We start from the raw sequence: 26390 nt of genomic DNA on the forward strand, positions 1-26390 counted from the left end.
TCAGAAGTGAAACGAAATAGCGCCGATGGTAGTGTGGGGCTTCCCCATGTGAGAGTAGGACATCGCCAGGCTTTAAATTTAAGAAGCCCGCTCGAAAGAGCGGGCTTTTTTGCATCTATAGAGTTTTAAAATTAGCCCACTTTATACCTAAAAAGTGTTCATCTAAGGTGCGATATACTTGCTCTCTGCAACCTTCCAAAAGGCTTTAACAAGCGGATTCTCCAGCTGAGTTTTGTTGCAGCAAACACCAAGTTTAAAAGGTTTAATTGGTAAGACTTTTAAACGATTTATCTTTTCTCTTACCGGACTGTTGTTGATTACAACATCAGGTGCGATACCTACTCCACACCCCAATGCAACCATACTTACGATGGCTTCATGTCCGGAGGTTTGTGCGTAGATCTTTGGCTTTATTTTCATTTGTTTGAGCCAAGTATTGGCCCTGTCCCTTGCCGTTCCTGCTTCTGGGAGTATGAATGGAATGACCGACCAGTCTGGTTTTTCTTTTTGTAGCTCTTCAGCAAACGCACTAACCCCAACAGGTACGATGACAGAAAGTGGGATTTCACTGATCGTTTCAAATGCGATTTTATTTGGCATCTGTTCTGACTTGGCTGATATGGCAATATCGGCTTCATCTGCTAGTATTTTGTCGATCGCTTGAGCTGGATCGCCGGTTGATAGTTTGAACTCAATGAAAGGGTTCTGAATACGAAAGTCAGAGATTAGCTCCGGAAGATGGCTGTAGCTTGCAGTAACAGAACAAAAGAGACGGATTTCTCCTTTCAATTCATCCTCGGTTCCCTTCAGGTGACTCTGATACTGCTGCCATTCGCCAAGAATCTTTAAGGCAACTGGGACTAGCTTTTTACCTTGGATAGTTAAATCAACGCTACGGTTGTCGCGTAAAAACAATTGTTGGCTGGTTTCCTCCTCTAATTTTTGTATCTGTCGGCTTAAGGCTGAAGGGCTAATATGCATTGCCGCTGCGGTCTTGGCGAAACTTTTACTCTCACAGAGATGAATGAAAAGTTGCAGGCTTTTGATATTCATTAAATTTTCATTTCCATGTTGCATAAATTGCAATAACTAATTGTGAATATATCACTTTAAGCAATCTCATGTCTGTTTTAGTATGAAGTTATTCGGTAAGGCAATTACTGACCTCAATGGAAGAATCTCAAAGGAGCACCCAGATGGCTAATTATTTCAATACCCTAAACTTGCGCGAGCAGTTGGACCAATTAGGTCGTTGTCGTTTTATGGACCGCAGTGAGTTCGCTTCAGAAGCGGATTATCTGAAAGGTAAGAAAGTAGTCATTGTAGGTTGTGGTGCTCAAGGTCTTAACCAAGGTCTGAACATGCGCGACTCTGGTCTAGACGTTGCTTATGCGCTTCGCCAAGCCGCGATTGATGAGCAACGCCAGTCATTCAAAAACGCAAAAGACAACGGTTTTGAGGTAGGTAGCTACGAAACGCTAATTCCACAAGCTGATCTAGTAGTAAACCTTACTCCAGATAAGCAGCACACAAACGTTGTTGAGACGGTAATGCCGTTAATGAAAGAAGGCGCAGCACTAGGTTACTCTCACGGTTTCAACGTTGTTGAAGAAGGCATGCAAATCCGTAAAGACCTAACGGTAGTAATGGTTGCACCTAAATGTCCAGGTACGGAAGTTCGTGAAGAATACAAGCGCGGTTTCGGTGTACCGACTCTTATCGCTGTTCACCCAGAGAACGACCCAAAAGGTGAAGGTTGGGATATCGCGAAAGCTTGGGCTGCAGCAACAGGTGGTCACCGTGCAGGCTGTCTAGAGTCTTCTTTTGTTGCTGAGGTGAAATCTGACCTAATGGGTGAGCAAACTATCCTTTGTGGCATGCTACAGGCTGGCTCTATCGTATGTTACGAGAAGATGATTGCTGATGGTATCGATCCTGGCTACGCTGGTAAGCTTCTTCAATACGGTTGGGAAACCATCACTGAAGCACTGAAGTTTGGTGGTATCACTCACATGATGGATCGCCTAACTAACCCTGCAAAAGTGAAAGCATTTGAGCTTTCTGAAGAGCTAAAAGAACTGATGCGTCCGCTATACAACAAGCACATGGATGACATCATCACCGGTCACTTCTCTAGCACTATGATGGCTGACTGGGCAAACGACGATGCAAATCTACTAGGCTGGCGTGCAGAAACAGGTGAAACTGCTTTCGAAAACTACCCAGAAACTGACGTAGAAATCTCTGAGCAAGAGTACTTCGATAACGGTATCTTGATGGTTGCTATGGTTCGTGCGGGTGTTGAGCTAGCATTCGAAGCGATGACGGCATCTGGCATCATCGATGAGTCTGCTTACTACGAGTCTCTACACGAGCTGCCACTTATCGCAAACACTATCGCACGTAAGCGTTTATACGAGATGAACGTGGTTATCTCAGACACTGCGGAATACGGTAACTACCTGTTCGCTAACGTAGCAACGCCGCTTCTACGTGAGAAGTTTATGCCAGCCGTAAATACTGACGTAATTGGTAAAGGTTTAGGTGAAACGTCTAACCAAGTGGATAACGCGACTCTTATCGCTGTGAATGAAACAATCCGTAACCACCCTGTAGAGTACATCGGTGAAGAGCTACGTGGTTACATGACTGATATGAAGCGTATCGCGGTGGGCGGCTAAATGACTCCATTTCGGTGTCGAAGGTGCTCGTTTACTATCGTAAAGTCCGCGCCTTCTCCTAGAAATGAAACCTTAATACAGCGTAATTTACTTAGTCTCAAGTAACGCAGTAGATAAACTCCAGGCAGACTGGAGTGATAAATACAAAATAAAACACAACATCTAATCAAAAGGCTTGGTCGCCGTTGACCAAGCCTTTTTGTTTTTAGCCGATTTATCTGCGCGCCGATAAGAAAAACGCTCCTTTGTGAGGAGCGCTTTGATACTTATTTTTCAGCAAGCTTTTCTTCAAGTTGCGCCAACTTCTGTTCCATTTCTGTTAGCTTTTGACGTGTACGTAGTAAAACTTGAGTTTGAACATCAAACTCTTCGCGACTTACAACATCTAGCTTGTTTAGCTGGCCTTGGATTACTTGACGAACTTTCTGATCGACATCAGAGCCCAATTCTTTTACAGGTTGAGGCATTGAGTCGTGAATCTGTTTAGCAATTTGCTCTAATTTCTTTGGGTCAAACATAGTGGCTAAAACTCCTTTTGATTTGTCCTCATTTTAAGTAAATGATACGTGAAAGTCGCCACTTAGATGGCAAAAAAGAGAGCGGCAATAAAAAAGGCCACCGAAGTGACCTTTTTGAATGCCTTAATAGCTTATCTGTTATCCGCTAATTCACGATGAGCTGCTTTCGCTTCGTCAACTCGCGCTAACTTCTCCAAGTCTTTGTCTTCAACAAATACTGGCAGAGGTTTGTGTTTTTCAGCTAGGTAGCTGTAAATCACAGGTAGTACGAATAGTGTGAACAGTGTACCGATTGCAAGGCCAGCAACGATGACGATACCGATACTGAAACGTTGCGCGGCACCTGCACCTGTTGCGTACATCAGCGGGATCAGACCTGCGATCATCGCTGCAGTGGTCATTAGGATAGGGCGAAGACGCACTTTCGCAGCTTCCATCACCGCATCAATACGAGACAGTTTATTATGTAACTGCTCTTCTTTGGCGACTTCACAGATCAAGATACCGTGCTTGGTTATTAGGCCGACCAGCGTTATCAAACCAACCTGCGAGTAGATGTTCATCGAGGCCGTACCCCAGGCCAATGCGATCAAGGCACCACATATTGCCAGAGGTACAGATACCATGATGACAATAGGATCGCGGAGTGATTCAAATTGAATCGCCAGAACGAGGAAGATGATCGCAAGTGCAAGACCGAAGGTTGCATACAAGGCACTACCTTCCGTTACAAACTGACGAGATTCGCCCATGTAATCGTGGTTATATCCTGCAGGCAGTTTGGTTTGTGCAATATTTTCAAACCAGTCGATTGCGTCACCCATAGCAACACTAGGTGATGGTACTGCACCCACAGTCGCTGAGTTTAGCTGGTTGAAGTGTGGCAAAGAGCGAGGCTCAGCCACCACATCGATAGTAATCAGACTGCCTAATGGAACCGCTTTACCATCCACAGAGCGTACATAGTAGTTCTTCATCGATTCTGGGTTTAGACGCCATTTACGCTCAACTTGAGGTATCACCTCATACGAGCGACCATTCAGGTCGATTCGGTTTACATAACCATCTGCCATCATGGTGCTGAGAGTGATGCCAATGTCTTGCATAGTCACACCGTAGGCACCCGCTTTGTCTTTATCGATCTTGATCTTCATCGTTGCTGAATCGTAGTTCAAATCCAGGTCGGAATAGACAAACATTGGGCTACTTGCAACATCGGTTAGAATATCGCTAGCGATAGTAAACAAGCTCTCGAAGCTATTTGGTGTTGTAATTACAAACTGAACAGGTAGACCTGAGCCTGCACCTGGAAGCTCTGGCATTTGGAATGCAGTGACAGACATACCAGGCACACTTGATACTAGGCCACCCACACGTTTCGTGATTTCAGATTGGCTTGCCTCTCGTTCACTCCAAGGCTTCAATGTTGCTAGGCCAAACGCTTGGTTTGAGTTTGGTACACCATTAAAGACCTGTGCGTATTCCACCTCCGGTTGATCTGAGAGTATTTGGTTTACGTCATCCATGGTATTTTGGATATAGTCCAAGTTCGCGTTTGATGGGGCAGTACCCATCAGCATGACCACACCTTTATCTTCAGATGGTGCTAGTTCGCTAGGAATAAACTTGAACAAGACCGGTAAGCTTGCAAATACAATGATTGCAAACGCAATAACAACCGGACGATGAGCCATTACCGCTTTCAACATGCCTTCGTAACGAGTGGTCATGCCATCAAGGATATGGTGAACTTTTTGCTCAAACTTGCTTGGCTTCTCGTTCGCCTTCAGCATCTTCGAACACATCATTGGTGATAGTGTCAAAGCGATGATGCCGGATACGAATACTGAACCTGCCAGTGTCAAAGCGAACTCTTTGAACAATGAACCGGTGATACCACCCATCAATGCGATCGGCGCGTACACTGCACCTAGCGTCAATGTCATCGCGATAACTGGAACCGCAATTTCACGCGTACCAATAATTGCAGCTCGGAATGGCGATTCCCCTTCTTTGATGTGACGGTCAACGTTTTCTAGTACAACGATCGCGTCATCCACCACCAGACCGATGGCAAGCACCATCGCCAGTAGCGTCATCAAGTTCCAAGAGAACCCCATTGCCTGCATCACCATTGCCACACCAATCAATGAAAGTGGAATGGTCACGATAGGAATGATTACCGCGCGGAATGAGCCCAGGAACAGTGTGATAACCACAAGTACGATTACTGCTGCTTCAAGAATCGTTTTCACTACTTCGTGAATCGATTCGTTGATGGCGATAGTTGAGTCGTACATTACGTTCATTTTGATGTTACTTGGTAGGTTGCGCTCAAGCTGAGGCAACAGTTCAAGTACGTCTGCTGCAATGTTGATTGGGTTAGCACTTGGCGCTGCGTTGATCGCTGCAACCACAGCTTCTTGACCGTTTGCACTTGCGCGATAAACGTCGTGACTCTTCTCTAGCGTTACTTTAGCGATATCACCTAGGCGGATGACATCCCCTTCACCAGTTTTCACGACCAATGCTTCAAGTTCAGCAACGTTTGATACCTGAGTATCTGCGCTACCGTTATAAAGCACGAACTCACCCGTCGCTTGACCGGTTGCAGATTGGTAGTTGTTGGCGTTAAGAACGCTCATCACATCGGTTGCGGTCAACTTCAAAGCGCCCATTTTGGCAGGATCTAGCCATACGCGCAGTGCGTACTTCATACCACCATACAGGTCAACTTTGGACACACCGTTTACGGTGAACAACTGCGGGTTGATTACACGCTCAAGGTAGTCAGTGATCTGGCTTGAAGATAACTCGTCACTCGTAAAGCCGATGTACAGTACCGCCGTTGTCGAACCTGTCGACATGGTTACGGTTGGGTCTTCGGCTTCTTTTGGTAGCTGTGAACGTACCGAGTTGGTTTTCGCCAGAATGTCAGACAACGCCGCATTTGGGTCAGTATTCAACTTCATGTTGACAGTAATGGTCGATTTACCCAGTACCGATTGCGAAGTCATGTAATCAATATTATCGGCTTGCGCTACCGCTTGCTCCAATGGCTGAGTAATAAAGCCTTGGATCAAGTTGGCACTTGCACCGTAGTAACTGGTGGTCACGGTGACCACCGTATTCGTCATTTCAGGGTATTCACGAACCTGCATTTTGAACACCGCTTGCAAACCAAGCAATGCAATCAAAAAGCTGATCGATACCGCTAAAACTGGACGTTTTATAAAAACATCTGTAAAGCGCATGATGCCTCCAACTTAAAGCATTGGTGTTTCAGCAGGTGGGGTAGTTGCATCGCTTTCGACAATGCTTACTTTCGCATGGTTACTCAAACGGACTTGACCCGATGTCACCACTACATCACCTGGCTTCACGCCTTCTAGAATGTGTGCGATATCTTTAGAGCGTTCGCCAACTTTTACCACATGCTGCTTAACGCGTTTTTCGCCATCTTCTTCTGTTACGATGTAAACATTGTCGCCATACAGCGTAAATGTGATCGCGGTTTGAGGTAGAGTGACCTGATTTTCTAATTTAGGCAGAATGATGTTTGCACGCGCGAACATACCACTACGCAGTTTGCCGTCACTGTTAGGGATATCCGCTTGAACTTGAATCAAACCACTTTGTACGTTTACAGCTGGTTCAATCGCAGAAATAGACCCTTTGAAAGGTTGGTCTGGATAAGCGTCAACAAAGATATCCACTTCTTGATCGATATTGATACGTGAAATATCGGTTTGTGGCACGGTGAAGCGCAAGCGCATCACGCTGGTATCTTCAAGGCGAACAATGTCGGTGCCCGCCTGTAGGTACTGACCGAGGTACACGTTACGAATACCTACCACACCATCAAATGGCGCTTTGATTTCGCGTCGGTCGATGGTCGCTTTCAGGCTTTCAATATCCGCTTTTAAGGAGAAGTAGTTTGCTTCTGCTTCGTCATACGCTTCTTTAGAAATAGAGCCTTTTTTGAATAGCCCTTGGTAGCGTTTGTATTTCGCTTCTGCCGCTGGCAACTTAGCTTGCGAGCTCTTCAAATTTGCTTTTTCGACTTCAGAATCAAGCAACACTAATGGCTGACCCGATTTAACTTGAGTACCGGAATCAAACGCGATTTTATCGATAACACCGCTGGTCTCATTTGCTACCGTCACGCCTTGGTTTGGCTCGATAAAACCAATTGCTTCGATGACTGGTACCCAATCCACCGCTTGCACTTCTGTCACGGTTACTGGGAACTCAGGTTCAGGACGGTTTGCCATGTATTCAGCGATCTTTTGTTGCTTAAATAAATTGAAACCTATCACGCTGCCGAACAAGAGAACGGCGATAAGTAACATAAAGAAAGTCCACTTTTTCATTCTATTAAGAACTCCAAGTTAGTGTTTAATAATTGCATCCCAACTGGCTTCAATAGCGGCCTCTAATGCCGTCTTATCCAGTTGATAAAATCCCAAAGCGTGTTTCCGAGCAAGTGCAACACTTGCCTCAAAACTTAATCCAGAAAGTACTTCGTTATCGAGAAGCTTGAATACTCCCTCGTCTTTACCCTGATTAAAAAGAAGATCTACTTGGGCAAACATTTGTCTCTCAAGTTCCCGAGCTTTGCTACTATTTGAACAGGGTAAAGATTCATATTGGACCCGGTTGCTGATCGCACTTAAGTTCGAGCTCGCTAGATTCCAAATATTGAGCCACATGGTTCGATAACGCTGTTTTAAAGGCATCTCTTCACTAACACCTAGTTGCACCGCAGTAGCAACACGCTTAGCAACGTTAAGGCGTAGTTCCTCTAAAAGATGTTCTTTATCTGAGAAATAACGGTAAATCGTCCCTGCTGCGACACCTGCCTCATTGGCGAGCTTTTGCATGGAAAGCCCTTGAAAGCCAGATTCAGCAATGAGTTGTTCAGCAGCGACTAAGATTTGTTCTCGTTTATCTACAGCAGGGTTATCCTTCATAATGTCACCCTTTAGTGAATGAACGTTCATTCATTATAGCTTAAATACCCGCCATTTATGCAACAGAATATTGCACTTAATTGGTGTGAAAATTACAAGAAATCAGCATAGCTTTCACGAGGCCACCCCTTTATCATAGGCGCCACATTCATCACCCGCAGAGAATTTCTATGAAGCTGAACCCTAGTCAAGATGAAGCCGTGAAATACGTGTCTGGTCCATGCCTAGTGCTAGCTGGTGCTGGCTCGGGCAAAACTCGTGTTATTACCAATAAAATCGCTTATCTGGTTCAGCAATGTGGTTACAAAGCGCGTAACATTGCGGCGGTGACGTTTACCAACAAAGCAGCACGTGAAATGAAGGAGCGTGTAGGTCAAACGTTAGGGAAAGGTGAGTCTAAAGGTTTGATGGTATCAACATTCCACACTTTAGGATTGAACATCATCAAGCGTGAGTACAAGCATTTAGGGTTGAAAGCGGGCTTCTCACTGTTTGATGACCAAGACCAGCTAGCGCTGCTCAAAGAACTTACCGAAAAGCAGCTTGATGGTGATAAAGATCTGCTACGTCAGCTTCTGAGTTGTATTTCCAACTGGAAAAACGACATGTTGACGCCAGAGCAAGCCAAAGCGCGTGCGCAAGGTGAACAGCAACAATTGTTTGCGTTCTGTTTTGATATGTACCAAAAGCAAATGAAAGCCTATAACGCGCTCGATTTTGATGACCTAATTTTGATGCCCGTTTTACTCTTACGTAATCATGAAGATGTTCGTCAGCGTTGGCAGAATCGTATCCGTTACCTACTGGTTGACGAGTATCAAGATACCAACACGAGTCAGTATGAGCTGGTCAAATTAATTGTCGGAGAACGTGGGCGATTGACTGTTGTAGGGGATGACGATCAGTCTATTTATTCATGGCGTGGTGCGAAACCTCAGAACCTCGTGTTGCTGGGTGAAGATTATCCGAATTTGCGTTTGATTAAGCTAGAGCAAAACTACCGTTCAACGAGTCGAATCCTGCGTGCGGCCAACATTTTGATAGCTAACAACCCTCACGTCTATGAGAAGTCCTTGTTCTCTGAAATTCCTGACGGTGAAAAACTCAAAGTGTTGTTGGCTAAAAATGAAGAGCACGAAGCGGAGCGAGTAACGGGTGAACTAATTGCGCATAAGTTCCTAAACCGTACCGAATATAAAGATTATGCGATTCTATATCGTGGTAACCACCAATCACGTTTGATTGAAAAGTCTCTGATGCAAAACCGCGTACCGTATAAAATTTCTGGCGGCACCTCGTTTTTTGCGCGCGCAGAGATTAAAGACATCATGGCGTATTTGCGCGTTTTGGTTAATCCGGATGACGACAATGCATTTTTGCGCATTGTGAATACTCCACGACGTGAAATTGGCCCAGTAACGTTAGAGAAGTTAGGCAGTTATGCCAATATGCGAGGGAAGAGCCTGTTTGAATCGAGCTTTGAAATGGGGCTCGAACAGCACCTAACGGGACGTGGTCTAGAAAACTTGCGTCGTTTCACCCAATGGCTAGTGGCGATTGCTGATCAAGCTGAGCGTGGTGATACCGTCGAAGCGGTTCGTTCGCTAGTTCGTGATATCCATTATGAAGATTGGCTATACGAAACTTCAGCAAGTCCAAAAGCCGCTGAAATGCGAATGAAGAACGTTTCTGACCTTTATTCATGGATAGTGGCGGACCTAGAGGGTGACAACTACGATCAAGAAGAGAAAACGTTAAAAGAAGTCGTTCAACGTTTGACCTTGCGTGACATGATGGAGCGCGGTGAAGAAGATGAAGACAGTGATGCAGTACAACTGATGACCTTGCACGCCTCAAAAGGCCTTGAGTTCCCATATGTATACTTAATTGGGTCCGAAGAAGGTATTTTACCGCACCAAACCAGTATTGATGAAGATAACGTGGAAGAAGAACGTCGCCTGATGTACGTTGGTATTACTCGCGCGCAACGTGAACTGACTTTCACTATGTGCAAAGAGCGTCGACAGTTCGGCGAGTTGATCAAACCGACTCAAAGCCGCTTTTTGGATGAGTTACCATTTGATGACGTTGAATGGGAAGTAAACAAAAAGCCAGTATCAGCAGAAGAGCGTATGGCGAAAGGTCAAGCACACATTGCCAATATTCGAGCAATGTTTAAGAAGTAAAGTAACCTTGTTCTCACTGATTAAAAACAAAAAGGCTTGCCAACTGGCAAGCCTTTTTCGTTGATGTCTTTACTTATAGACCTTCAATCATGTGGTCAATTGCTGCGATGATTTCATCGTCAGAACAGTCCATACAGGTTCCTTTGGCTGGCATCGCATTGAAGCCTTCTAATGCGTGCTTCACTAACGTATCTTTGCCTTGTGCAATACGCGGTGCCCAATCATCGGCATTACCTGTTTTAGGTGCGCCGTTTACACCAGATGCGTGACAAGCAATACAAAAAGTACCATAAACTGTGGCGCCATCACGTGGACCGGTTGGTTCTTCTTTCACTGGCTCAGAACCTGCTAGATAAACATCACCGACAGGTTGGATGCGTTCTGCGATCGCATCGTATTCAGTTTGGCTGATGTCAGAAGCTAAAGCTGCCGTAGAAAACGTTAAGGCAGCGAACAAAACGCTAATCATTTGTCGAGACATATCCATTAAACCCACTTCACATTCCCGAGGTAAGTGACTTACCTATTTATATAGTTAGAGTATTAATGCCGAGCAGAGAAATCATTAAATTCCACTGAATGGCATAGAATGATTAGACAACTTGGTTGCAGCTGTTAAATCAATGTAAATAATGGGTGATTATATCCCGATAACTTGTTGCAATAAACAACAAGTTATCCATGACAGGGCGTGAATCACATCAAAAATCCACTTTAACGGAAGATAACTGTCGAAAAAGAGACCAAACGATAAAAAAAGTAAAAAAAGTACTAGACGGCATAGTGTGATATCCGTATTATTCCACTCCGCCGATAGGGCATGCGCCCGTAGCTCAGTTGGATAGAGCGTTGGCCTCCGGAGCCAAAGGTCGAAGGTTCGAATCCTTTCGGGCGTACCATTGCCTCGGAGGATACATCGGTAAAAATCAGTGGTGGCTATAGCTCAGTTGGTAGAGCCCCGGATTGTGATTCCGGTTGTCGCGAGTTCAAGTCTCGTTAGCCACCCCATTCTTTCTTTTTTAGATTGAATGCGGTAGCATTGCTCCCAATCTTGATTCAATCAAGATAAAACATCGTCGGTGAATAGCGCAGCTTGGTAGCGCATCTGGTTTGGGACCAGAGGGTCGGGGGTTCGAATCCCTCTTCACCGACCACTATTTAGTTTATGGCTCTAATAGAGCGGTAAACAGCAAAAATTGATGGTGGCTATAGCTCAGTTGGTAGAGCCCTGGATTGTGATTCCGGTGGTCGCGAGTTCGAATCTCGTTAGCCACCCCATTAATTAAGGTGACTTCTTAGTTGAAGTGTCCTGTCTGATTTGAGAAAATCAGCAAATACAGTTCGGTGAATAGCGCAGCTTGGTAGCGCATCTGGTTTGGGACCAGAGGGTCGGGGGTTCGAATCCCTCTTCACCGACCACTATTTAAAGCCTCAGTCGAAAGACTGGGGCTTTTTTGCATCTCTCCTGAAAAGAATCGGCATTCCATTTCAATTTTCCCCAAAAGTGTACAGCTCTAGGGGCTTTTGACCACCTATGATCCAAATGCTTTTCGAGCTGACAAAATAAACCCCAGAGCAGTGTCTGGGGTTTTGTAGTTTTCTAATCCGCTGCTTTTATTGGGCGAGTGTTTTAAGGATTTCTTTCAGTTCTACCGTTTCTTGGATTTCAAAACTTGGCGTTATATCCGTTGAGTTACTTGCGCCTGTCGCATTCACCCACACACTCAAAATACCCATATTGTTAGCGCCAGCAATGTCAGCAGGTAAAGAGTCGCCCACGTGTAGAGCCTCTTCTGGTTTTACTTCGACCAAGTCGAGCGCTTTTTGGAAAATACTTGTAGCAGGTTTCTCTTCTGGCTCTTCTCCTCCCACAATAATATGGTCCACCCAGTTGCTCATTTGTGTCGCGTTTAATTTAGGGTGTTGAGAAAAAATCGGACCGTTAGTGATCACGACGAGTTTGTAATGTTGACGAAGGTCGCTGAGCATTTCTTTTACACCAGGGAAGAAGGTGAACGCGCCCATACGTGCAGAGTCAAAGTAGTCTTGAGCTTGTTGAGCCTCTTTTGCAGTGATGCTGACGCCTTGCTCCGCCAAGATGTTTTGGATCAGGCCACAACGGAAGGCATTTTCATCGGGTAGCAGAGCCACAAGGTGAGGGAACTCAGCATTCAGCTTTTTGTATACACCCTGCAAGTAGCGCTGCAAAAACGCTTTTGGCTCGGTAACTTGTGGATAGGTCTTATGAATCCAAGTTGTAAACGCTTGTCCTGCAACTTTATCGGCTTGTGACGTTGCACATAAAGTCTCGTCCATATCAAAAAAAATCGCTTTAAGCACAGGGGCTCCTTTTATTTACGGCTTGGCTTTGACACTGTTCATCTATTATCCCACTCTCAATTGTGTCGTAAAGGGTTAAAACCGGCGAGTTTTCTTATGACGTACGAATGAGGATAGCGGTACTTTCCTTTGCTTAGTCAATAAACCGCTTAAGTGGCGCATATTCTGCGTTGGAGCAGGATTTGTGTGGTTTTGCTGTTTTGTTCACGTTTTGACCTATCCTTTCTCTTCCTAAGTTTGGCTTTTTGTATTTGCCGACTATTTTATTAATAGTTTTTTATGTTGAAAAAACACTTTTTGCATATGATATTGTTTGTTAAATGTTAATAAATACACATGAATAATATGGTTAATGATCTTGTTTAGCTCATGTTTACTTTTAGAGCATTTTTCTAGTTTTATTGGTGCATGACGCACAAAAATAGTGTGATATGAAAATGGTTAAATACTTGTTAATGCATTTTTATTCGCTAATTGTGCGTTTATTTAATGTTTTTTCGGCGGAATATACTTTAATTGTTGCTTTTTTGTGTGATTTTTGCCAAATTATTTCCGCATTAAGATTTCAGAGTATTATTCTGAATTTGAACGGATTCATTCAGGTGATGAATGGTGCCTTTGGCATGATTCGATACCACAGACAAGGCAGTAGAGGTCTGAAATGTCACTATTAGAAGTGAAAAACCTTCGTATTGAATACCCATCCCGACACGGCGTTCACGCTGCCGTGAAGTCACTTTCTTTTCATATTGAACGTGGTGAAATCGTGGGTGTTGTTGGCGAATCAGGTGCGGGTAAATCCACCGTTGGTAACGCCGTTATTGATTTGCTTAGCCCTCCAGGTCGCGTTGCTAGCGGCGATGTTTTCTTGGATGGAGAAAAAATTTCTGGCCTATCACCAGAAGCGATGCGTAAGGTTCGCGGCTCGAAAATAGGTTTTATTTTCCAAGATCCGATGACCTCGCTCAATCCACTTTTTACTGTTGAGCAACAGCTGAAAGAGACGATCCACGCCAACATGAAGGTCTCTGATGAAGAGGCGTATCAGCGCGCGCTTTCTCTTATGCAGCAGGTTGGTATTCCTCAACCAGAAAACCGCTTAAAGCAGTACCCGCACCAATTCTCTGGTGGTATGCGTCAGCGTGTTGTCATTGCCATTGCTTTGGCTGGTGAGCCTGATCTCATCATTGCGGACGAACCAACTACGGCGTTAGACGTTTCTATCCAAGACCAAATCCTCAACTTGATCCGCGAGCTGTGTATCAAGAACAATGTCGGCTGTATGTTGGTTACTCACGATATGGGTGTCGTCTCCAACGTCACCGATCGCGTGGCGGTAATGTATCGTGGTGACTTGGTGGAGTTTGGACCAACAGCCAAAGTATTGGGCGATCCTGATCACTCTTATACTCGCAGTCTAATTTCAGCGGTACCACGTTCAGACAGAAAGCTAGATCGTTTCCCGTTAGTAAGCTATATCGAAGAAGCGGCGGAAATGGAGCCACTCGATATCAAGAACCACTGGTTAGGACAAAGCCAAGATGAACGTGAGTACACTGGCCCGCTTTTGGACGTGAAGAACGTCAATCTTCGCTTTGTGACCAAAGACTCTTTGTTCGAGAGCCGCCGAGAATACGTGCAAGCATCTAATAATGTGAGCTTTGAAGTGCACGAAGGCGAAACCTTTGGTTTGGTGGGCGAGTCTGGTTCAGGTAAATCGACCATTGCACGTGTGATTGCTGGTTTATACCAACCTAACTCTGGTCAGGTGAAATTCGAGGGCATTGACCTGACCGCTTTAACCTCTGAGAAAGAGCGCCGCCCGATGCGTCGTCAAATGCAGATGGTGTTCCAAAACCCATATACTTCAATGAACCCTCGTATGAAGGTATTCGATATTATTGCTGAGCCAATCCGTTTCCATAAATTGACGAAAAACGAGTCGGAAACTCGCCAAATCGTGAATGACCTATTGGATCATGTTGGTTTGGGTCGAATGGCTGGGCTTAAGTACCCTCATGAATTCTCCGGTGGTCAGCGTCAGCGTATTTCTATTGCGCGTGCGTTGGCGACTCGTCCTCGACTTTTGATTTGTGATGAACCGACCTCAGCACTGGACGTATCGGTACAGGCACAAATTCTAAACTTGCTGAAAGATCTGCAAAGTGAGCTGAACTTGACTATGTTGTTTATCAGCCACGATTTACCTGTTATTCGTCAGATGTGTGACCGAGTAGGTGTGATGCAAATGGGTACACTTTTAGAAGTGGCACCAACAGAACAGTTATTCACGGCACCTCAACACGAATACAGCAAAAAATTGATTTCTCTGATGCCGGAGTTTACAGGCTTGCGAGAAGAGATCGAAACGGCATAAACCAAGCAATTCGCTTGGCTAACCTTTAGTCATAACAAAGACGCAAACACAACAACAAGGGATCCGTATCCCCGCATGAAGGAGTTATGCAAATGAAAACCATGAAAAGCAAATTAGCAGTGGCGCTAATGGCTGCGGGCCTAAGCTTTAACGCAATGGCAGCAGATATCAAAGTTGGCTATGCAGCTGACCCAGTATCGCTTGACCCACATGAGCAGCTATCAGGTGGCACACTGCAAATGTCACACATGGTATTTGATCCGTTGGTTCGCTTTACTCAAAAAATGGATTTCGAGCCTCGCCTAGCAGAAAGCTGGGAACGTATTAACGATACGACTGTTCGTTTCAAACTGCGTGAAGGTGTGAAATTCCATTCTGGCAATACTCTAACGGCTGACGACGTCGTGTGGACGTTCCAGCGTTTACAAAGCTCTCCTGACTTTAAAAACATCTTCGACCCGTACGAAAAAATCGTCAAAGTTGACGACAACACGTTCGATCTTGTAACTAAAGGTCCTTACCCACTAGTGCTGCAAACCGCAACGTACATTTTCCCAATGGACAGCAAGTTCTACACGGGCAAAACTGCGGACGGCAAAGACAAGTCTGAGCTAGTGAAGCACGGTAACTCATTTGCATCGACTAACGTATCTGGCACGGGTCCATTCATTGTGACTTCACGTGAGCAGGGCGTAAAAGTGGAATTTGAACGCTTTAAAGATTACTGGGACAAAGAGTCGAAAGGTAACGTTGATAAGCTAACGCTTGTGCCAATTAAAGAAGACGCAACTCGTGTAGCAGCGCTGCTTTCTGGCGGTGTTGACATGATTCACCCTGTAGCGCCAAACGACCACAAACGCGTTGAAGATGCTGACGGCATCGACCTAGTTACGCTACCTGGTACTCGTATCATCACGTTCCAACTAAACCAAAACAGCAACGAAGCATTGAAAGACGTTCGCGTTCGCCAAGCGATTGTTCACGCAATCAATAACGAAGGTATCGTGAAGAAAATCATGAAAGGCTTCGCAACGGCTGCTGGTCAGCAAAGCCCGGCAGGTTACGTAGGTCACGATGACAAACTGGTTCCTCGCTACGATTTGAAGAAAGCGAAAGAACTGATGAAAGAAGCGGGTTACGAAAACGGCCTGACGCTAACGATGATCGCACCAAACAACCGTTACGTGAATGATGCGAAAGTAGCACAAGCGGCGGCGGCAATGTTGTCTAAGATCGGTATCAAGGTTGATCTGAAGACCATGCCAAAAGCGCAATACTGGCCAGAGTTCGACAAGTGTGCGGCAGACATGCTGATGATCGGTTGGCACTCAGATACGGAAGATTCGGCGAACTTCAATGAGTTCCTAACCATGACTCGTAACGAAGAAACGGGTCGTGGTCAGTACAACTGTGGTTACTACTCAAACCCAGAAATGGACAAAGTGGTTGAAGCTGCGAACGTAGAAACGGATCCTGCGAAACGTGCAGAAATGCTGAAAGGTGTAGAAGCAACACTATACAACGACGCAGCATTCGTACCGCTACACTGGCAAAGTGAAGCGTGGGGTGCGAAGTCTAACGTGAAAGCGGCAGACATCGTTAACCCAATGGTAATGCCTTACTTCGGTGACCTAGTGGTTGAATAATCACGGTTAGTCGACTTTGAGGAGGGATGGATTTCCCTCCTCAACTTAAAGCACTCGACTCAGTTTTGTTTCAGTCGGATTGAGTGGGTTATTTAGACTGAATTTTCTCTCTAATTTAGAGATCTATGGATAGTTAAGGGGCAAGGAATGTTTTCGTTTCTGGTCAAGCGCCTGTTTCAGGCACTGATAGTGATGTTTGTGATCAGTTTGGTGGCGTTTGCCATTCAGGACAACCTGGGTGATCCGCTGCGTGAGCTTGTAGGTCAGTCGGTTTCGGAATCGGAGCGTCAAGCGCTACGCGACGACTTGGGCCTGAACGATCCCTTTATCACAAAGTACACGCGCTTTGTGGGTAATGCACTGCAAGGTGATTTGGGTACCTCATATTTTTTCAAGCGACCTGCGGTTGAGGTGATCCTCGATAAGCTGGTGGCAACATTAGAGCTCGTGTTTGGCGCGACGCTCATCATTATCGTTTTCTCTATACCACTCGGGGTGTATTCCGCGATTCACCCGAAGAGTGTCTTTACCAAATTTGTTATGGCGATGAGTAGTGTCGGCATCTCGATTCCGGTGTTCCTAACCGCAATCATGCTGATGTACGTCTTCTCCATCGAACTCGGCTGGCTGCCTTCCTATGGGCGAGGTGAAACCGCTAACGTACTCGGTTGGGAATCTGGCTTCTTTACCATTGATGGTATCAAGCACCTCATCCTACCTTGTATTGCGCTAGCGTCTATCATGCTGCCGTTGTTCATCCGTTTGGTACGTTCAGAAATGCTGGAAGTACTGAGTTCGGAATACATTAAGTTCGCCAAAGCAAAAGGTTTGAACTTACAAAAGATTTATTACCAACATGCACTTAAGAACACCATGCTACCAGTATTGACGGTAGGTGGCGTGCAGATTGGTACCATGGTGGCCTACACCATTCTTACTGAAACCGTGTTCCAATGGCCGGGCACTGGCTTCCTTTTCCTAGAGGCAATCAACCGTGTAGATACACCGCTGATCACTGCCTACGTTATCTTTGTTGGTCTGATCTTCGTGGTAACCAATACCATCGTTGACTTGCTGTACGGCATCATCAACCCAACTGTGAACCTAACTGGAAAAGGAGCTTAATCATGAGCCAATCAAATTTAACACCAGCTCCTGCTCCATCAGCGTGGCAGCGTTTCAAAGAGTCAGATTTTCTGTATTACTTCAAACGCGACAAAGTGGCGATGGCGAGTTTTACCGTCTTTATGATGTTCTTAGTATTGGCATTGGCTGCACCGATTCTTGCGCCAACAGACCCGTACGATCTGACGTCTATCGACATCATGGATTCTGAGTTGCCACCTTCGTGGATGGAAGATGGCGATGAGCGTTTTGTTCTTGGTACTGATGAGCAAGGCCGTGATATTTTATCGACCATTCTTTACGGTTCTCGTTTGTCTTTGACGATCGGCTTTTTAGCCGTCGGTCTTCAGTTGATTCTGGGTATCATCATTGGTTTGTCGGCGGGTTACTTCGGTGGTCGTATCGATAGCTTCTTGATGCGCTTTGCGGATGTTCAACTATCGTTCTCGACCATGATGGTGGCGATCATCGTCTCTGCAATCTTTAAAGCCAGCTTTGGCAGTGATTTTTACAGCCAATATGCGGTGGTCATGCTGGTGGTGATCATCGGTGTGGCAGAATGGCCGCAATACGCACGGACTATTCGTGCCTCGGTATTGGCAGAGAAGAAGAAAGAATACGTCGAAGCGGCGCGTGTGATGGGCTTTAAAGCTCCGCGAATCATGTTCCGTCACATTCTGCCAAACTGTCTATCGCCAATCTTGGTTATCTCGACGGTACAGGTAGCGAACGCGATCATGTCGGAAGCGGCGCTGTCATTCCTAGGTTTGGGTCTGCCAGTCGATCAGCCGTCACTGGGTGCGCTAATCAGCATCGGCTTTAACTACATCTTCTCTGGTGCATGGTGGATTACTGCTTTCCCTGGCATCGTGCTAGTAACATTGGTTTTGGTTATCAACCTGTTGGGCGACTGGCTACGTGATGTATTCAACCCGAAACTGTACAAAGGATAAGAATTTTCCCACCAAGCGTTGTAAATTCACTTAATTCCTTCCTAAACTGAGAGCCGGATGCAAATTCCGGCTCTTTTTTTGCTAGTTATTCTTTGTTCACATTTTTTTGGCGCTTTTCCGCCATGATGACCTTACCCACTAATTTAGAGTGAAGTGTATGGAAATGAAGAAGGCCCAACGCCCATCTAACGTCTTCCAAGCAAGCCTGGCTTTGGGTTTGTTGCTGGTATGCGCCCAGTTTTCTAATCCAGTTGAGGCGGAGGAGTTCCTTTGCCAAGCCACTCAAGCCAGCGAGAAAGAATTACCGATGCTTGAGAAAACGTGCCCAATTGGTAACGGAGTATGGGGAAAGAAAGTGCCGCAGGGGGGCAACTACCTTTACTGGATTCAATGCGGATTGCTACCCAAGCCTATGTCTCTCGCGAAAGCTAAGCCTCTCTATAGTAAAATCACGACCGACGTATGGATGAAGCCTGAATCCAAAGGCTATCGCTGTTTGATTGGACCTTACAAGGCATTGTCTGATGCGAGGGATGACTTACGAGGAGTCAAAACCTTGTCGAATTACAAAGAGGCGTTCATCCGAGTGGTTGGGAAAGGGACGAAACAACCAGTAACACCACCTACACCTAAATCTACTGTATCGTCGAAATCAGCCGCATCTTCGGTTAAGCCAACACCGACGGTGACCCCGAAACCCGCGCCAGTTCCTGCTGTGCGAGCTGATACCGACGCCTTTAAAGCGCGGGCAGAGAAGCCAGATACCAAGGCAAAAAGTTCACGTGATAGCTCTTCGTCTACGCCTGTTGCTAAGACCAAAGCGAAGCCAATTGTCACTGGAAATGATGACATTGAAGTTCGGTTGAGAACTTCAGTACAGGGCAAAACGTACGTGGTCCCATATTTACTCGATCACCATAATCAGTTTTACATGGAACATGGTAAGCCGTGGAACCGCCTCAACTACGAAAACTCGCACAAAGTATGTCAGCAACTGGGTATGAACTTAGCTAACCCTGCAGAGTTTAAAGCGCTGAGGGCGTCTGGGGTGATGGAAAAAAATCAATGGCCACTGCAACTGCCGTATTGGGGCAAAGATAAGAAAGGTTTGTTCGCCGATCGTGAGCCCAATCAGCTCACCGGGACCTCATTATTGAACGTGGTGTGCGTGAAATAACGACTCAGATATTGTGGTCAAAATATAGAAGAAAGCCCCGAGTTCGGGGCTTTTTTGCGGTCTCAAATATTATCGCTATTTGAGTGGCGTTTCTTTGTGACAGTTAGAGCAGATATACACTTCTTTGATGCCGACCAATCGTTCCCAAAGTGTTCTGCGTCTTCTGCGCAAATGCACGCTATCACAGCAAGGGTTAACGATGGTTGCTTTAGTCATCATCACCAGGCTCCAAAATCGGTAGTGAACTCGCGATGCTTGTCATGGCTTCTTTGCTGTTAGAGTACAGACCATATTCCGGTGCGGATTCATGACCGTTTTGTTCTTTACTCCAACGAATACCAATATAAAAGTCACCAAAATCGCGGTTGATGTAACGATGACGAGTTTTGTAATCTGACTCTGAGCCTGTTTCTTCTAGAATCAGCAGTTCACGGTCTTCATCATTCTGGATTTCCCAATTACCTGGAGTTTGGAATCCTGTTGGCATGAACGAAGTGTAGTTGTAAGTATCAGTGTCGTATTCGTACGCACCTGACGAGTATTTCAGGACTGTGTCGTCGCCTGTGCCATTACTTTCTACCATCAAGTCATGCTCTACTGTGCCGTGTTTGATGTGTTCTGCAACCGAAAGTGATTCTGCAAATGGGGTATTGCTTGAGTCCATCCAGAACAGCTCATCATCTGATATTTTAACGATCATTTGAGTGCCGTTATGCTCGGTTTTGTGCTGGTACAACATTTCATACTCGTCGCCGTAGCTGTTGTATAGCTTACCGTCTTTCAGCTCAACGTCGTTACAGTCTTTATTGTTGTATTCCGTGTAACCAGTTTGTTGGTCCAGATCGGCAAGAATGGCGTAAGCATCGTGTTCCCATGTGTCTTTTAGGAAGTCACTGATGTTCGCTTTGTACTCTTGATTCATCTCATCGTGGTTTGAACCCCAGCAGAATAGTAGGCCTTCAGAATCTTGCATCAGCATGGCGTAGCCGATTTCACCGTCTTTTTGAGCGAAGCTACCCATTTTCCATTCTTGACCGTTGAAGTGCTCGTGAGTGAAGCCCAAAGTCGGTACTACTGGTGGTGGCGTGACGCCTTCGATAACCGTTGGCATGCTGAGCGCAATTTGTACCGCGGTATGGCCATCTGTTGCGCTAATCGCCAGTACTGCTCCAGCTTCACCTGCTTTTGTTGGTGTGCCTTTAATGGTGATAATTGCATTACCATCCTCAGATACTGTTAAACCTTCAATGTCTACATAGTCCGCTGAGTAGTCGGTAATTTGACCGTCTTTATCTTGGAACAAACCAGAAATATCGAGTGTTTGTTCAAACACTTCACCTTGTTGTAGGTACCAACCATCAACGATGGACTGCAGACGCGCTTGTTCTGTTTCTACAACCATTGGTGGTAAGTTTGCCGATTCGATTTCGAACTGAAATACGGTGCTTACCGTACCCAAAACCTTACTTGACGAATCAATGTCTTGCGCCGTTAGAACAATCTCAAAATCACCAGCTTTCTCTACGATTGCAGTTGGATGTAGAACAATCAGGTTGCCAGTTTGCACAACTTCAATGCCTGTGCCTGCAAAGCTGTGCGTCAGTTTGGTTGTCACAAGGTTTTGGTCTTTGTCTGCAAATAGACCTTCAATGTCTAGCTCTAAGCCATCAAAGTCCACGCCTTGTACGATTTTTGGTAGTTTTTCTAGCTTATCTTTAGCTGCCTTTTCGACGATTTTGTTTATGGTTAGCTTGTTATTAACTACCGTTTCAGGTGCTAAGGTGTCGCTGTCTGGGGTCGCGTCAGTGATGATTGGACGTAGATTTGGGTCATTGATGTTTTCGCCAGATGCAACAAGACGTTCCACTTCTTGGTTTGCCGCTTGAGCAAACTCCGTGGCTTTTTTCTCGTAGTTCGTTGGGTTTTGTGCTTTCGAGTCGGTCAGAATCTGAGCGGTTTTATGTAGTTCGGCGTTTTTTGTCGCACCTTCAACAAAATCACTGTACAGATCAATTGGTGCTTCTTCTGAGCCTCCTAGCGCTTGGTTTACTTTCGCTTTCGCATCTTCTTCACTAATGGCTGGATCTTTTGCCATTTCAATCGCCACAAGATCCGTGATAGGTGAAATCACGTTTGACGATGTTGGTGCACGGAATACGATTTCGTGCGCCATAGCTTGGCCTGGATGATCCATATCAACCGTGTATTTGCCAGCGTACTCTTTCGCATCCAAGGCGATGAGCTGTTTCTGCTTTGAACCGTTTGGTGTGATGGTCTGTAGCGCTAGAGTGCTTTCTGGTTTTGCATCCAATTTCAGTTGACCTTTCTCATCGGTCAGACCAAGGAATGTTTCTTGAGTGTCCCATTGGCCGTTGTTGTTCGTATCTTCAAAAACAACGGCATGCTTGAAGTAGCCGTCAAAACCTGTGATCACAACGCCGTCGTTAGCACTGTTTGAACCACCATCTGAACCGCCACAGCCTGTAAGAGCGATAGCCACTGACGCTGCTAGTAAACTCACCTTATTCATTATTTATTTGTCCTTGTTTCGTTTCCGAATGAGAAAGTCGCTTTTTTTATTATTTTTTTCTTTATATCTCACTAGTGAGATATAAGAGAGTGGTGTCTTTTTAATGACTATTGAGCTTAGGTTCAAGACACGAAAATCCGCACAAAACCCGTAAAATTTATTTCTATTTTTTGTCTATGATGGAAAATTTATAATTTGATCACGGTTCCAGTTTTATTTTGGGAATGATTGTTTTGTTAATATAACCACCGGTAAAAAAGGTTTATTGGGTGTCTCTAAGGACAGGGGCGTGATAAATCATGTTGATCTTAAATTCCTCAACGCGATCAGCAAATTGAGGGTGAGGTTTAAGCACATAACTGTAGACTTCGCCTGGAATGAATATGTCGTAATCTGTGTATTCAAGGTTGTAAAACATAAATGTTCGTTGCCAGTAATTATCTGGCCAGTCAGCACAATGTATTGGTGTCACGTTGTCAAAATCCATTGAGCTAGAGATAATATCGGCAAACTCTCCTCGCCCAGCTACGATAGAGCTGTACCAGTAAAATAAATAATCATGACAAAAGAGGTCATGTTGATTTGATTTCATATTGAGATCAGAGTCCAGTTTGTGCACTGGTTCGTTACCCTGAACACTTCTATCAAATATGTAGTTGCTAGCAGTCCCGTTTATGTAACCTCCTCCTGAAATTGGGAAGAGGTAGTCAAACGACGTTCCTTGATATTCGTACTCGCCAGTGTGGACATTGATGCGCTTTTCCATGGACTGCTTGTTCTTTTGCATGGTATAGCTTTCGAATTGTTTACCATCAAACACGGTGATGAAGTAGTTCCGAGTATCTTCATGAACCTGAGATGGGTATTCTTTTTTGATGGTCCAAATTTGGCGTACACCTTGGACATAAATGATCAACGAGTCATCACTGATTTTGTACTTGCCCACTTTTTTCAAGTCTCCCTTTTCAGGACACTGGCGTTTGTTGTGTGAGGCGGCATAACTTACTTCGCCCCCCTCAAACTGAAAGGCCTCGCAATACACCACTTCATACGCGTACGCGATACCTGCAAGATTTTGTGTCGTCTCTAGGCGATAAACTACATCGCCAACTAACGAGTGTTCTGTGTCATTTTGATCGGGTGTGATAACGGGTAACTCAAAGCGCGTTGTGACCCATGCATGATCGCTATTACCGTGATAATCATCGCGCGCTGCTACCGCCAAATATGTGGTGGTTTTTATTTCCTCAGGCGCTCCTTGCACCATCATTTGTCCTTGGTTGAGGACTCTTAACCCATTGGCGTTTTCAAGCCAAATCTGAGTGGTGAGGAGATCGCCATCTGGGTCTTCAAAAAGCTGGTTAAGGTTGAGCGAATAACTCACCGGAGAGTTTTGTTTCAGCTCCCAAGCATAAATAATGGTTTGTAGCTGCTGTTCCACAGTGAGGTTGATGATGGGTTTATTATTCTCTGATGGGTCCTCTTGTGGTCGGCTGTTCTTATCACCCAATGCTGACTCGTAAAACGTGTTGTCTTCTGTGGTATGAAATGGATTCGTAACAGGGCCAGGTTGTCCTAAAAGGGCGGAGTTAAATGCGTCATCTCCCGTCTTTTTAGGAGTGCGATCCAACGCAGAACCTGTCAACGCTTGCTTTACTTCAACTAAAGATGTGCGCTCATATTGACGATGTGCTTGCTGGGTTGACTTGTCGGCGTTGTCTGACGAGTCTTTCACAGATGCCAAATTGTGTTTGTTTGAAATGAAGTAAATACCGAACAAACCGACGCATACTGCGCCGATTATCCAAAGCTTTTTGTTCATGATTACGTGTGCGCCATTCGTGATTGTAGCCAACTGCGAGAGAATTTGAGGTCTTTCTCTATCAGGCTTGCGCTGCACTCGAGTAGCTCACTGATTTCTTGGTTTTTCATGCCCATTAAATACTTGAGTTTGAGTGCGCTCGATTGGCGTGGATAGCGGCTACTGAAACTATCCAGAGCTTTATCCATGATAATCAATTGCTCGAAACGATCTTCTTCATCTCTCATCAATGTAATGTGTTGACGCTTTTGTGCTTGGTGCGAGCGTGCGTTGTCGATCAAGATTTGACGCATCACTTTGGCGGCCATCAAAAAGAAATCGCGCTTTGTTTCAATTTCACTCATGTCGCAGTTGGACATTTTCAGGTAAGCATCATGAATTAATGCCGTGGTGCTGTTGACGCTGTCTGCCAGTACTTTGTTGTCGGTGCCGTACTTTTCTGCATTTCGTTCACGCTCGTGCTGGGCGATCTTACGCAACTGTAAATAAGCAAACTGATAGAGCTCGCTCTCAGCTCGTTTATCACCAGATTGCCATTGTTGAATGATTTGTGTCAGTGCTACTGCTGTTGCCATGGTTATACATCCTCGCTCACTTTGACAAATTCAGAAATGGTGTGGGTTTCAATGCGATCGGAACCGTCTTGGTTGCGCAGAACATTTTGTTGATAGCGATATAAAATGCCTTGCTCCCAAGTTGCACCAGCTGGCAAGTATTCCCAGCTGGTGTAATTGATTTCAGATGGGGTTGTTGACCAACGTACCATGACGTTCATTTGCGCGAGTTCGGCTTTGGGGGCGCTATTGTTGACCCACCACATGTCGGCAAATTCGCGGGTAACATCTTGGGTGTACAGGCTTGTATCGGTTGGGCAGGTGTCCGTATTTTGCGGCAGTCGCATGACTTGTTGATGGCGCATCAATAGGCACGATTGTGTCATGGACTGTTGGTGGTATTCGGTTTGCTGCCACACACCGAGGTAGTCAATATCGTGTTCGCTAGTATTTGGATACGTAAACCAGAGCATTTCTGTGCGGTTATTGTGTTGGATGTTTTTTTTACGCCCGAGACCTTGTACTTTTTCCATCAATAACTCGGTGCTCGGATCAAAATTGAGGGCAACGGAGCGGTACTTCCAGTCGCCTTCATCATCGAAGTCTTCGAGAGAGAAGCCATTCAAGTCGTTGCGGGTGCACCCTGTGATTGAACAACCAACGATATTAAACCAATCCGCAAACTTGCTTATCGGTTCGACGACATCTTCCGTGATAGGGCGCTTCATCGAGAGGAAGCAGCCTTGAAAATGATCGCCAATGCTTGGGTGTTCAATCAATGAGTCTTTGGTGATAGTGAATCGAGTTTCACCAATAGGAGGACGATATTTGGGATGATGCTGATAGCGTAGATCGTAAGCACAAGCGCGGCCTTGCCAATCCTTCTTTTTGATGACGATGTTTTTGAACGTCATGTCGCGAGGTTCAAAAATGATCTCATCAGAGGTAAAGTTTTTTTCAATGTACTGCTGGCTTTCGTTTAGGTGCTCAATCGCCTCATTGACAGATACCCAATCGAGATTGAGGTAGCGTTTAGCGTCATCCAGGTAATTGAGATCAAGGCCTTTGAGCTGGCTTTGAAAGTGAGGATCAGACAGCACACGGTTTGCTAGGACAATTTCCTCACGATTCTCGGGCGTGCTGTCGAGAGAAAGCAGCAGACGCGTCATATTGATGCTGCGGCTAGGTTTGGTTGTCGCCATCGTCGGCGTCAGCACTTCTTGGCTTGATAAGGTCGTCAGCAGATAACCTTTATCATCGTTACCAAGGAAGAAGCTAATTACATCACCGGGTTGGTAATGAAATGCTCCTTGCTGAGTGACGCCAGTGATATTGGAACTGGTTTTGTAATACAGGCCAGTCACTGGGGCGTCGATAAAGTAGCCTTGCTTCAAGGTTGAAGCTGGTGGGTGTGAAGTGGCAACTGAAACGTCTGCTGCCAACGTGGACGTAGCCGTCAATGCAGACAGCCAAAATACCACTGAACGTGTATACATCTTGTTTAAGCC

The 26390-nt window shown here is 45.4% G+C and carries 19 protein-coding genes and 5 tRNA genes; 12 read left to right on the forward strand and 12 right to left on the reverse strand.

Features of this window, described 5'->3' with window-relative positions; translation table 11 throughout:
- Positions 1 to 162 precede the first annotated feature (162 nt).
- Positions 163 to 1053: an HTH-type transcriptional activator IlvY gene (ilvY, locus tag R8269_RS16940; protein ID WP_005379097.1), complete on the reverse strand. Its 891-nt coding sequence runs from the start codon at positions 1051 to 1053 to the stop codon at positions 163 to 165.
- Positions 1054 to 1196: 143 nt separating this feature from the next.
- Here ilvY and ilvC point away from each other — a divergent pair, with 143 nt between their 5' ends.
- Complete coding sequence (gene ilvC, locus R8269_RS16945) at positions 1197 to 2681, forward strand: ketol-acid reductoisomerase (protein WP_005379098.1); 1485 nt, start codon at positions 1197 to 1199, stop codon at positions 2679 to 2681.
- 266 nt (positions 2682 to 2947) lie between these two features.
- On the opposite strand, the gene ubiK is transcribed toward ilvC, so the two are convergent.
- The 4 genes from ubiK to R8269_RS16965 form a co-directional block, all read right to left on the reverse strand.
- Positions 2948 to 3199 (reverse strand): ubiquinone biosynthesis accessory factor UbiK, encoded by a 252-nt coding sequence (ubiK, locus tag R8269_RS16950; protein ID WP_005379099.1) that lies wholly within the window; start codon positions 3197 to 3199, stop codon positions 2948 to 2950.
- 131 nt (positions 3200 to 3330) lie between these two features.
- Positions 3331 to 6453, reverse strand: coding sequence for a multidrug efflux RND transporter permease subunit VmeD (gene vmeD / locus R8269_RS16955; RefSeq protein ID WP_005379100.1), 3123 nt, complete (start codon positions 6451 to 6453; stop codon positions 3331 to 3333).
- Between the two features lie 12 nt (positions 6454 to 6465).
- Positions 6466 to 7572, reverse strand: a complete 1107-nt coding sequence (gene vmeC / locus R8269_RS16960; protein ID WP_005379101.1) for a multidrug efflux RND transporter periplasmic adaptor subunit VmeC — start codon at positions 7570 to 7572, stop codon at positions 6466 to 6468.
- Positions 7573 to 7590: 18 nt separating this feature from the next.
- Entirely contained in the window at positions 7591 to 8172 is a 582-nt protein-coding gene (locus R8269_RS16965) for a TetR/AcrR family transcriptional regulator (protein ID WP_005384254.1), read from the reverse strand.
- Between the two features lie 170 nt (positions 8173 to 8342).
- Here R8269_RS16965 and rep point away from each other — a divergent pair, with 170 nt between their 5' ends.
- On the forward strand, positions 8343 to 10358 hold the full coding sequence (rep, locus tag R8269_RS16970; RefSeq protein WP_005379104.1) for a DNA helicase Rep: 2016 nt from the start codon (positions 8343 to 8345) through the stop codon (positions 10356 to 10358).
- Between the two features lie 73 nt (positions 10359 to 10431).
- Here the strand turns inward: rep and R8269_RS16975 are convergent, their stop codons facing one another.
- Positions 10432 to 10845: a c-type cytochrome gene (locus R8269_RS16975; protein WP_005384252.1), complete on the reverse strand. Its 414-nt coding sequence runs from the start codon at positions 10843 to 10845 to the stop codon at positions 10432 to 10434.
- A 335-nt stretch (positions 10846 to 11180) separates the two neighbouring features.
- Between R8269_RS16975 and R8269_RS16980 the strand changes: the two genes are divergently transcribed.
- The 5 genes from R8269_RS16980 to R8269_RS17000 all read left to right on the forward strand — a co-directional run bounded on the left by R8269_RS16980 (position 11181) and on the right by R8269_RS17000 (position 11777).
- Positions 11181 to 11257: transfer RNA gene (locus R8269_RS16980), tRNA-Arg, on the forward strand.
- Between the two features lie 33 nt (positions 11258 to 11290).
- Positions 11291 to 11366 (forward strand) — tRNA-His (locus tag R8269_RS16985).
- Positions 11367 to 11435: 69 nt separating this feature from the next.
- Positions 11436 to 11512 (forward strand) — tRNA-Pro (locus tag R8269_RS16990).
- Positions 11513 to 11560: 48 nt separating this feature from the next.
- Positions 11561 to 11636 (forward strand) — tRNA-His (locus R8269_RS16995).
- 64 nt (positions 11637 to 11700) lie between these two features.
- Positions 11701 to 11777, forward strand: a tRNA-Pro gene (locus tag R8269_RS17000).
- Between the two features lie 195 nt (positions 11778 to 11972).
- Here R8269_RS17000 and R8269_RS17005 read toward each other — a convergent pair.
- Positions 11973 to 12698, reverse strand: coding sequence for an HAD family hydrolase (locus R8269_RS17005; RefSeq protein WP_005379107.1), 726 nt, complete (start codon positions 12696 to 12698; stop codon positions 11973 to 11975).
- A gap of 661 nt (positions 12699 to 13359) precedes the next feature.
- Between R8269_RS17005 and R8269_RS17010 the strand changes: the two genes are divergently transcribed.
- The 5 genes from R8269_RS17010 to R8269_RS17030 all read left to right on the forward strand — a co-directional run bounded on the left by R8269_RS17010 (position 13360) and on the right by R8269_RS17030 (position 19976).
- Positions 13360 to 15075, forward strand: a complete 1716-nt coding sequence (locus R8269_RS17010) for a dipeptide ABC transporter ATP-binding protein (protein WP_005379108.1) — start codon at positions 13360 to 13362, stop codon at positions 15073 to 15075.
- A gap of 92 nt (positions 15076 to 15167) precedes the next feature.
- Complete coding sequence (locus R8269_RS17015) at positions 15168 to 16721, forward strand: ABC transporter substrate-binding protein (RefSeq protein ID WP_005379109.1); 1554 nt, start codon at positions 15168 to 15170, stop codon at positions 16719 to 16721.
- Positions 16722 to 16868: 147 nt separating this feature from the next.
- Positions 16869 to 17846, forward strand: coding sequence for an ABC transporter permease (locus tag R8269_RS17020; protein ID WP_005379110.1), 978 nt, complete (start codon positions 16869 to 16871; stop codon positions 17844 to 17846).
- Between the two features lie 2 nt (positions 17847 to 17848).
- The gene (locus tag R8269_RS17025) at positions 17849 to 18799 is read left to right on the forward strand and encodes an ABC transporter permease (RefSeq protein ID WP_005384239.1); all 951 of its coding nucleotides are present in this window, start codon (positions 17849 to 17851) and stop codon (positions 18797 to 18799) included.
- A gap of 157 nt (positions 18800 to 18956) precedes the next feature.
- A complete protein-coding gene (locus R8269_RS17030; RefSeq protein WP_005379113.1) occupies positions 18957 to 19976 on the forward strand; it encodes an SPOR domain-containing protein in 1020 nt (339 codons plus the stop codon).
- 75 nt (positions 19977 to 20051) lie between these two features.
- Here the strand turns inward: R8269_RS17030 and R8269_RS17035 are convergent, their stop codons facing one another.
- From R8269_RS17035 to R8269_RS17055, 5 genes are all read right to left on the reverse strand, one after another.
- Positions 20052 to 20195: a hypothetical protein gene (locus tag R8269_RS17035; protein ID WP_012841245.1), complete on the reverse strand. Its 144-nt coding sequence runs from the start codon at positions 20193 to 20195 to the stop codon at positions 20052 to 20054.
- Positions 20185 to 22506 (reverse strand): hypothetical protein, encoded by a 2322-nt coding sequence (locus R8269_RS17040; protein WP_005379115.1) that lies wholly within the window; start codon positions 22504 to 22506, stop codon positions 20185 to 20187. The genes R8269_RS17035 and R8269_RS17040 overlap by 11 nt, the downstream gene beginning before the upstream one ends.
- Positions 22507 to 22768: 262 nt before the next feature.
- On the reverse strand, positions 22769 to 24328 hold the full coding sequence (locus tag R8269_RS17045) for a hypothetical protein (protein ID WP_258476753.1): 1560 nt from the start codon (positions 24326 to 24328) through the stop codon (positions 22769 to 22771).
- Positions 24329 to 24330: 2 nt separating this feature from the next.
- Positions 24331 to 24903 (reverse strand): sigma-70 family RNA polymerase sigma factor, encoded by a 573-nt coding sequence (locus R8269_RS17050; RefSeq protein ID WP_005379118.1) that lies wholly within the window; start codon positions 24901 to 24903, stop codon positions 24331 to 24333.
- 2 nt (positions 24904 to 24905) lie between these two features.
- Positions 24906 to 26378, reverse strand: a complete 1473-nt coding sequence (locus R8269_RS17055; RefSeq protein WP_258476752.1) for a chromosome partitioning protein ParA — start codon at positions 26376 to 26378, stop codon at positions 24906 to 24908.
- Positions 26379 to 26390: the final 12 nt, after the last annotated feature.

This window comes from Vibrio sp. Vb0667 (assembly GCF_033391095.1).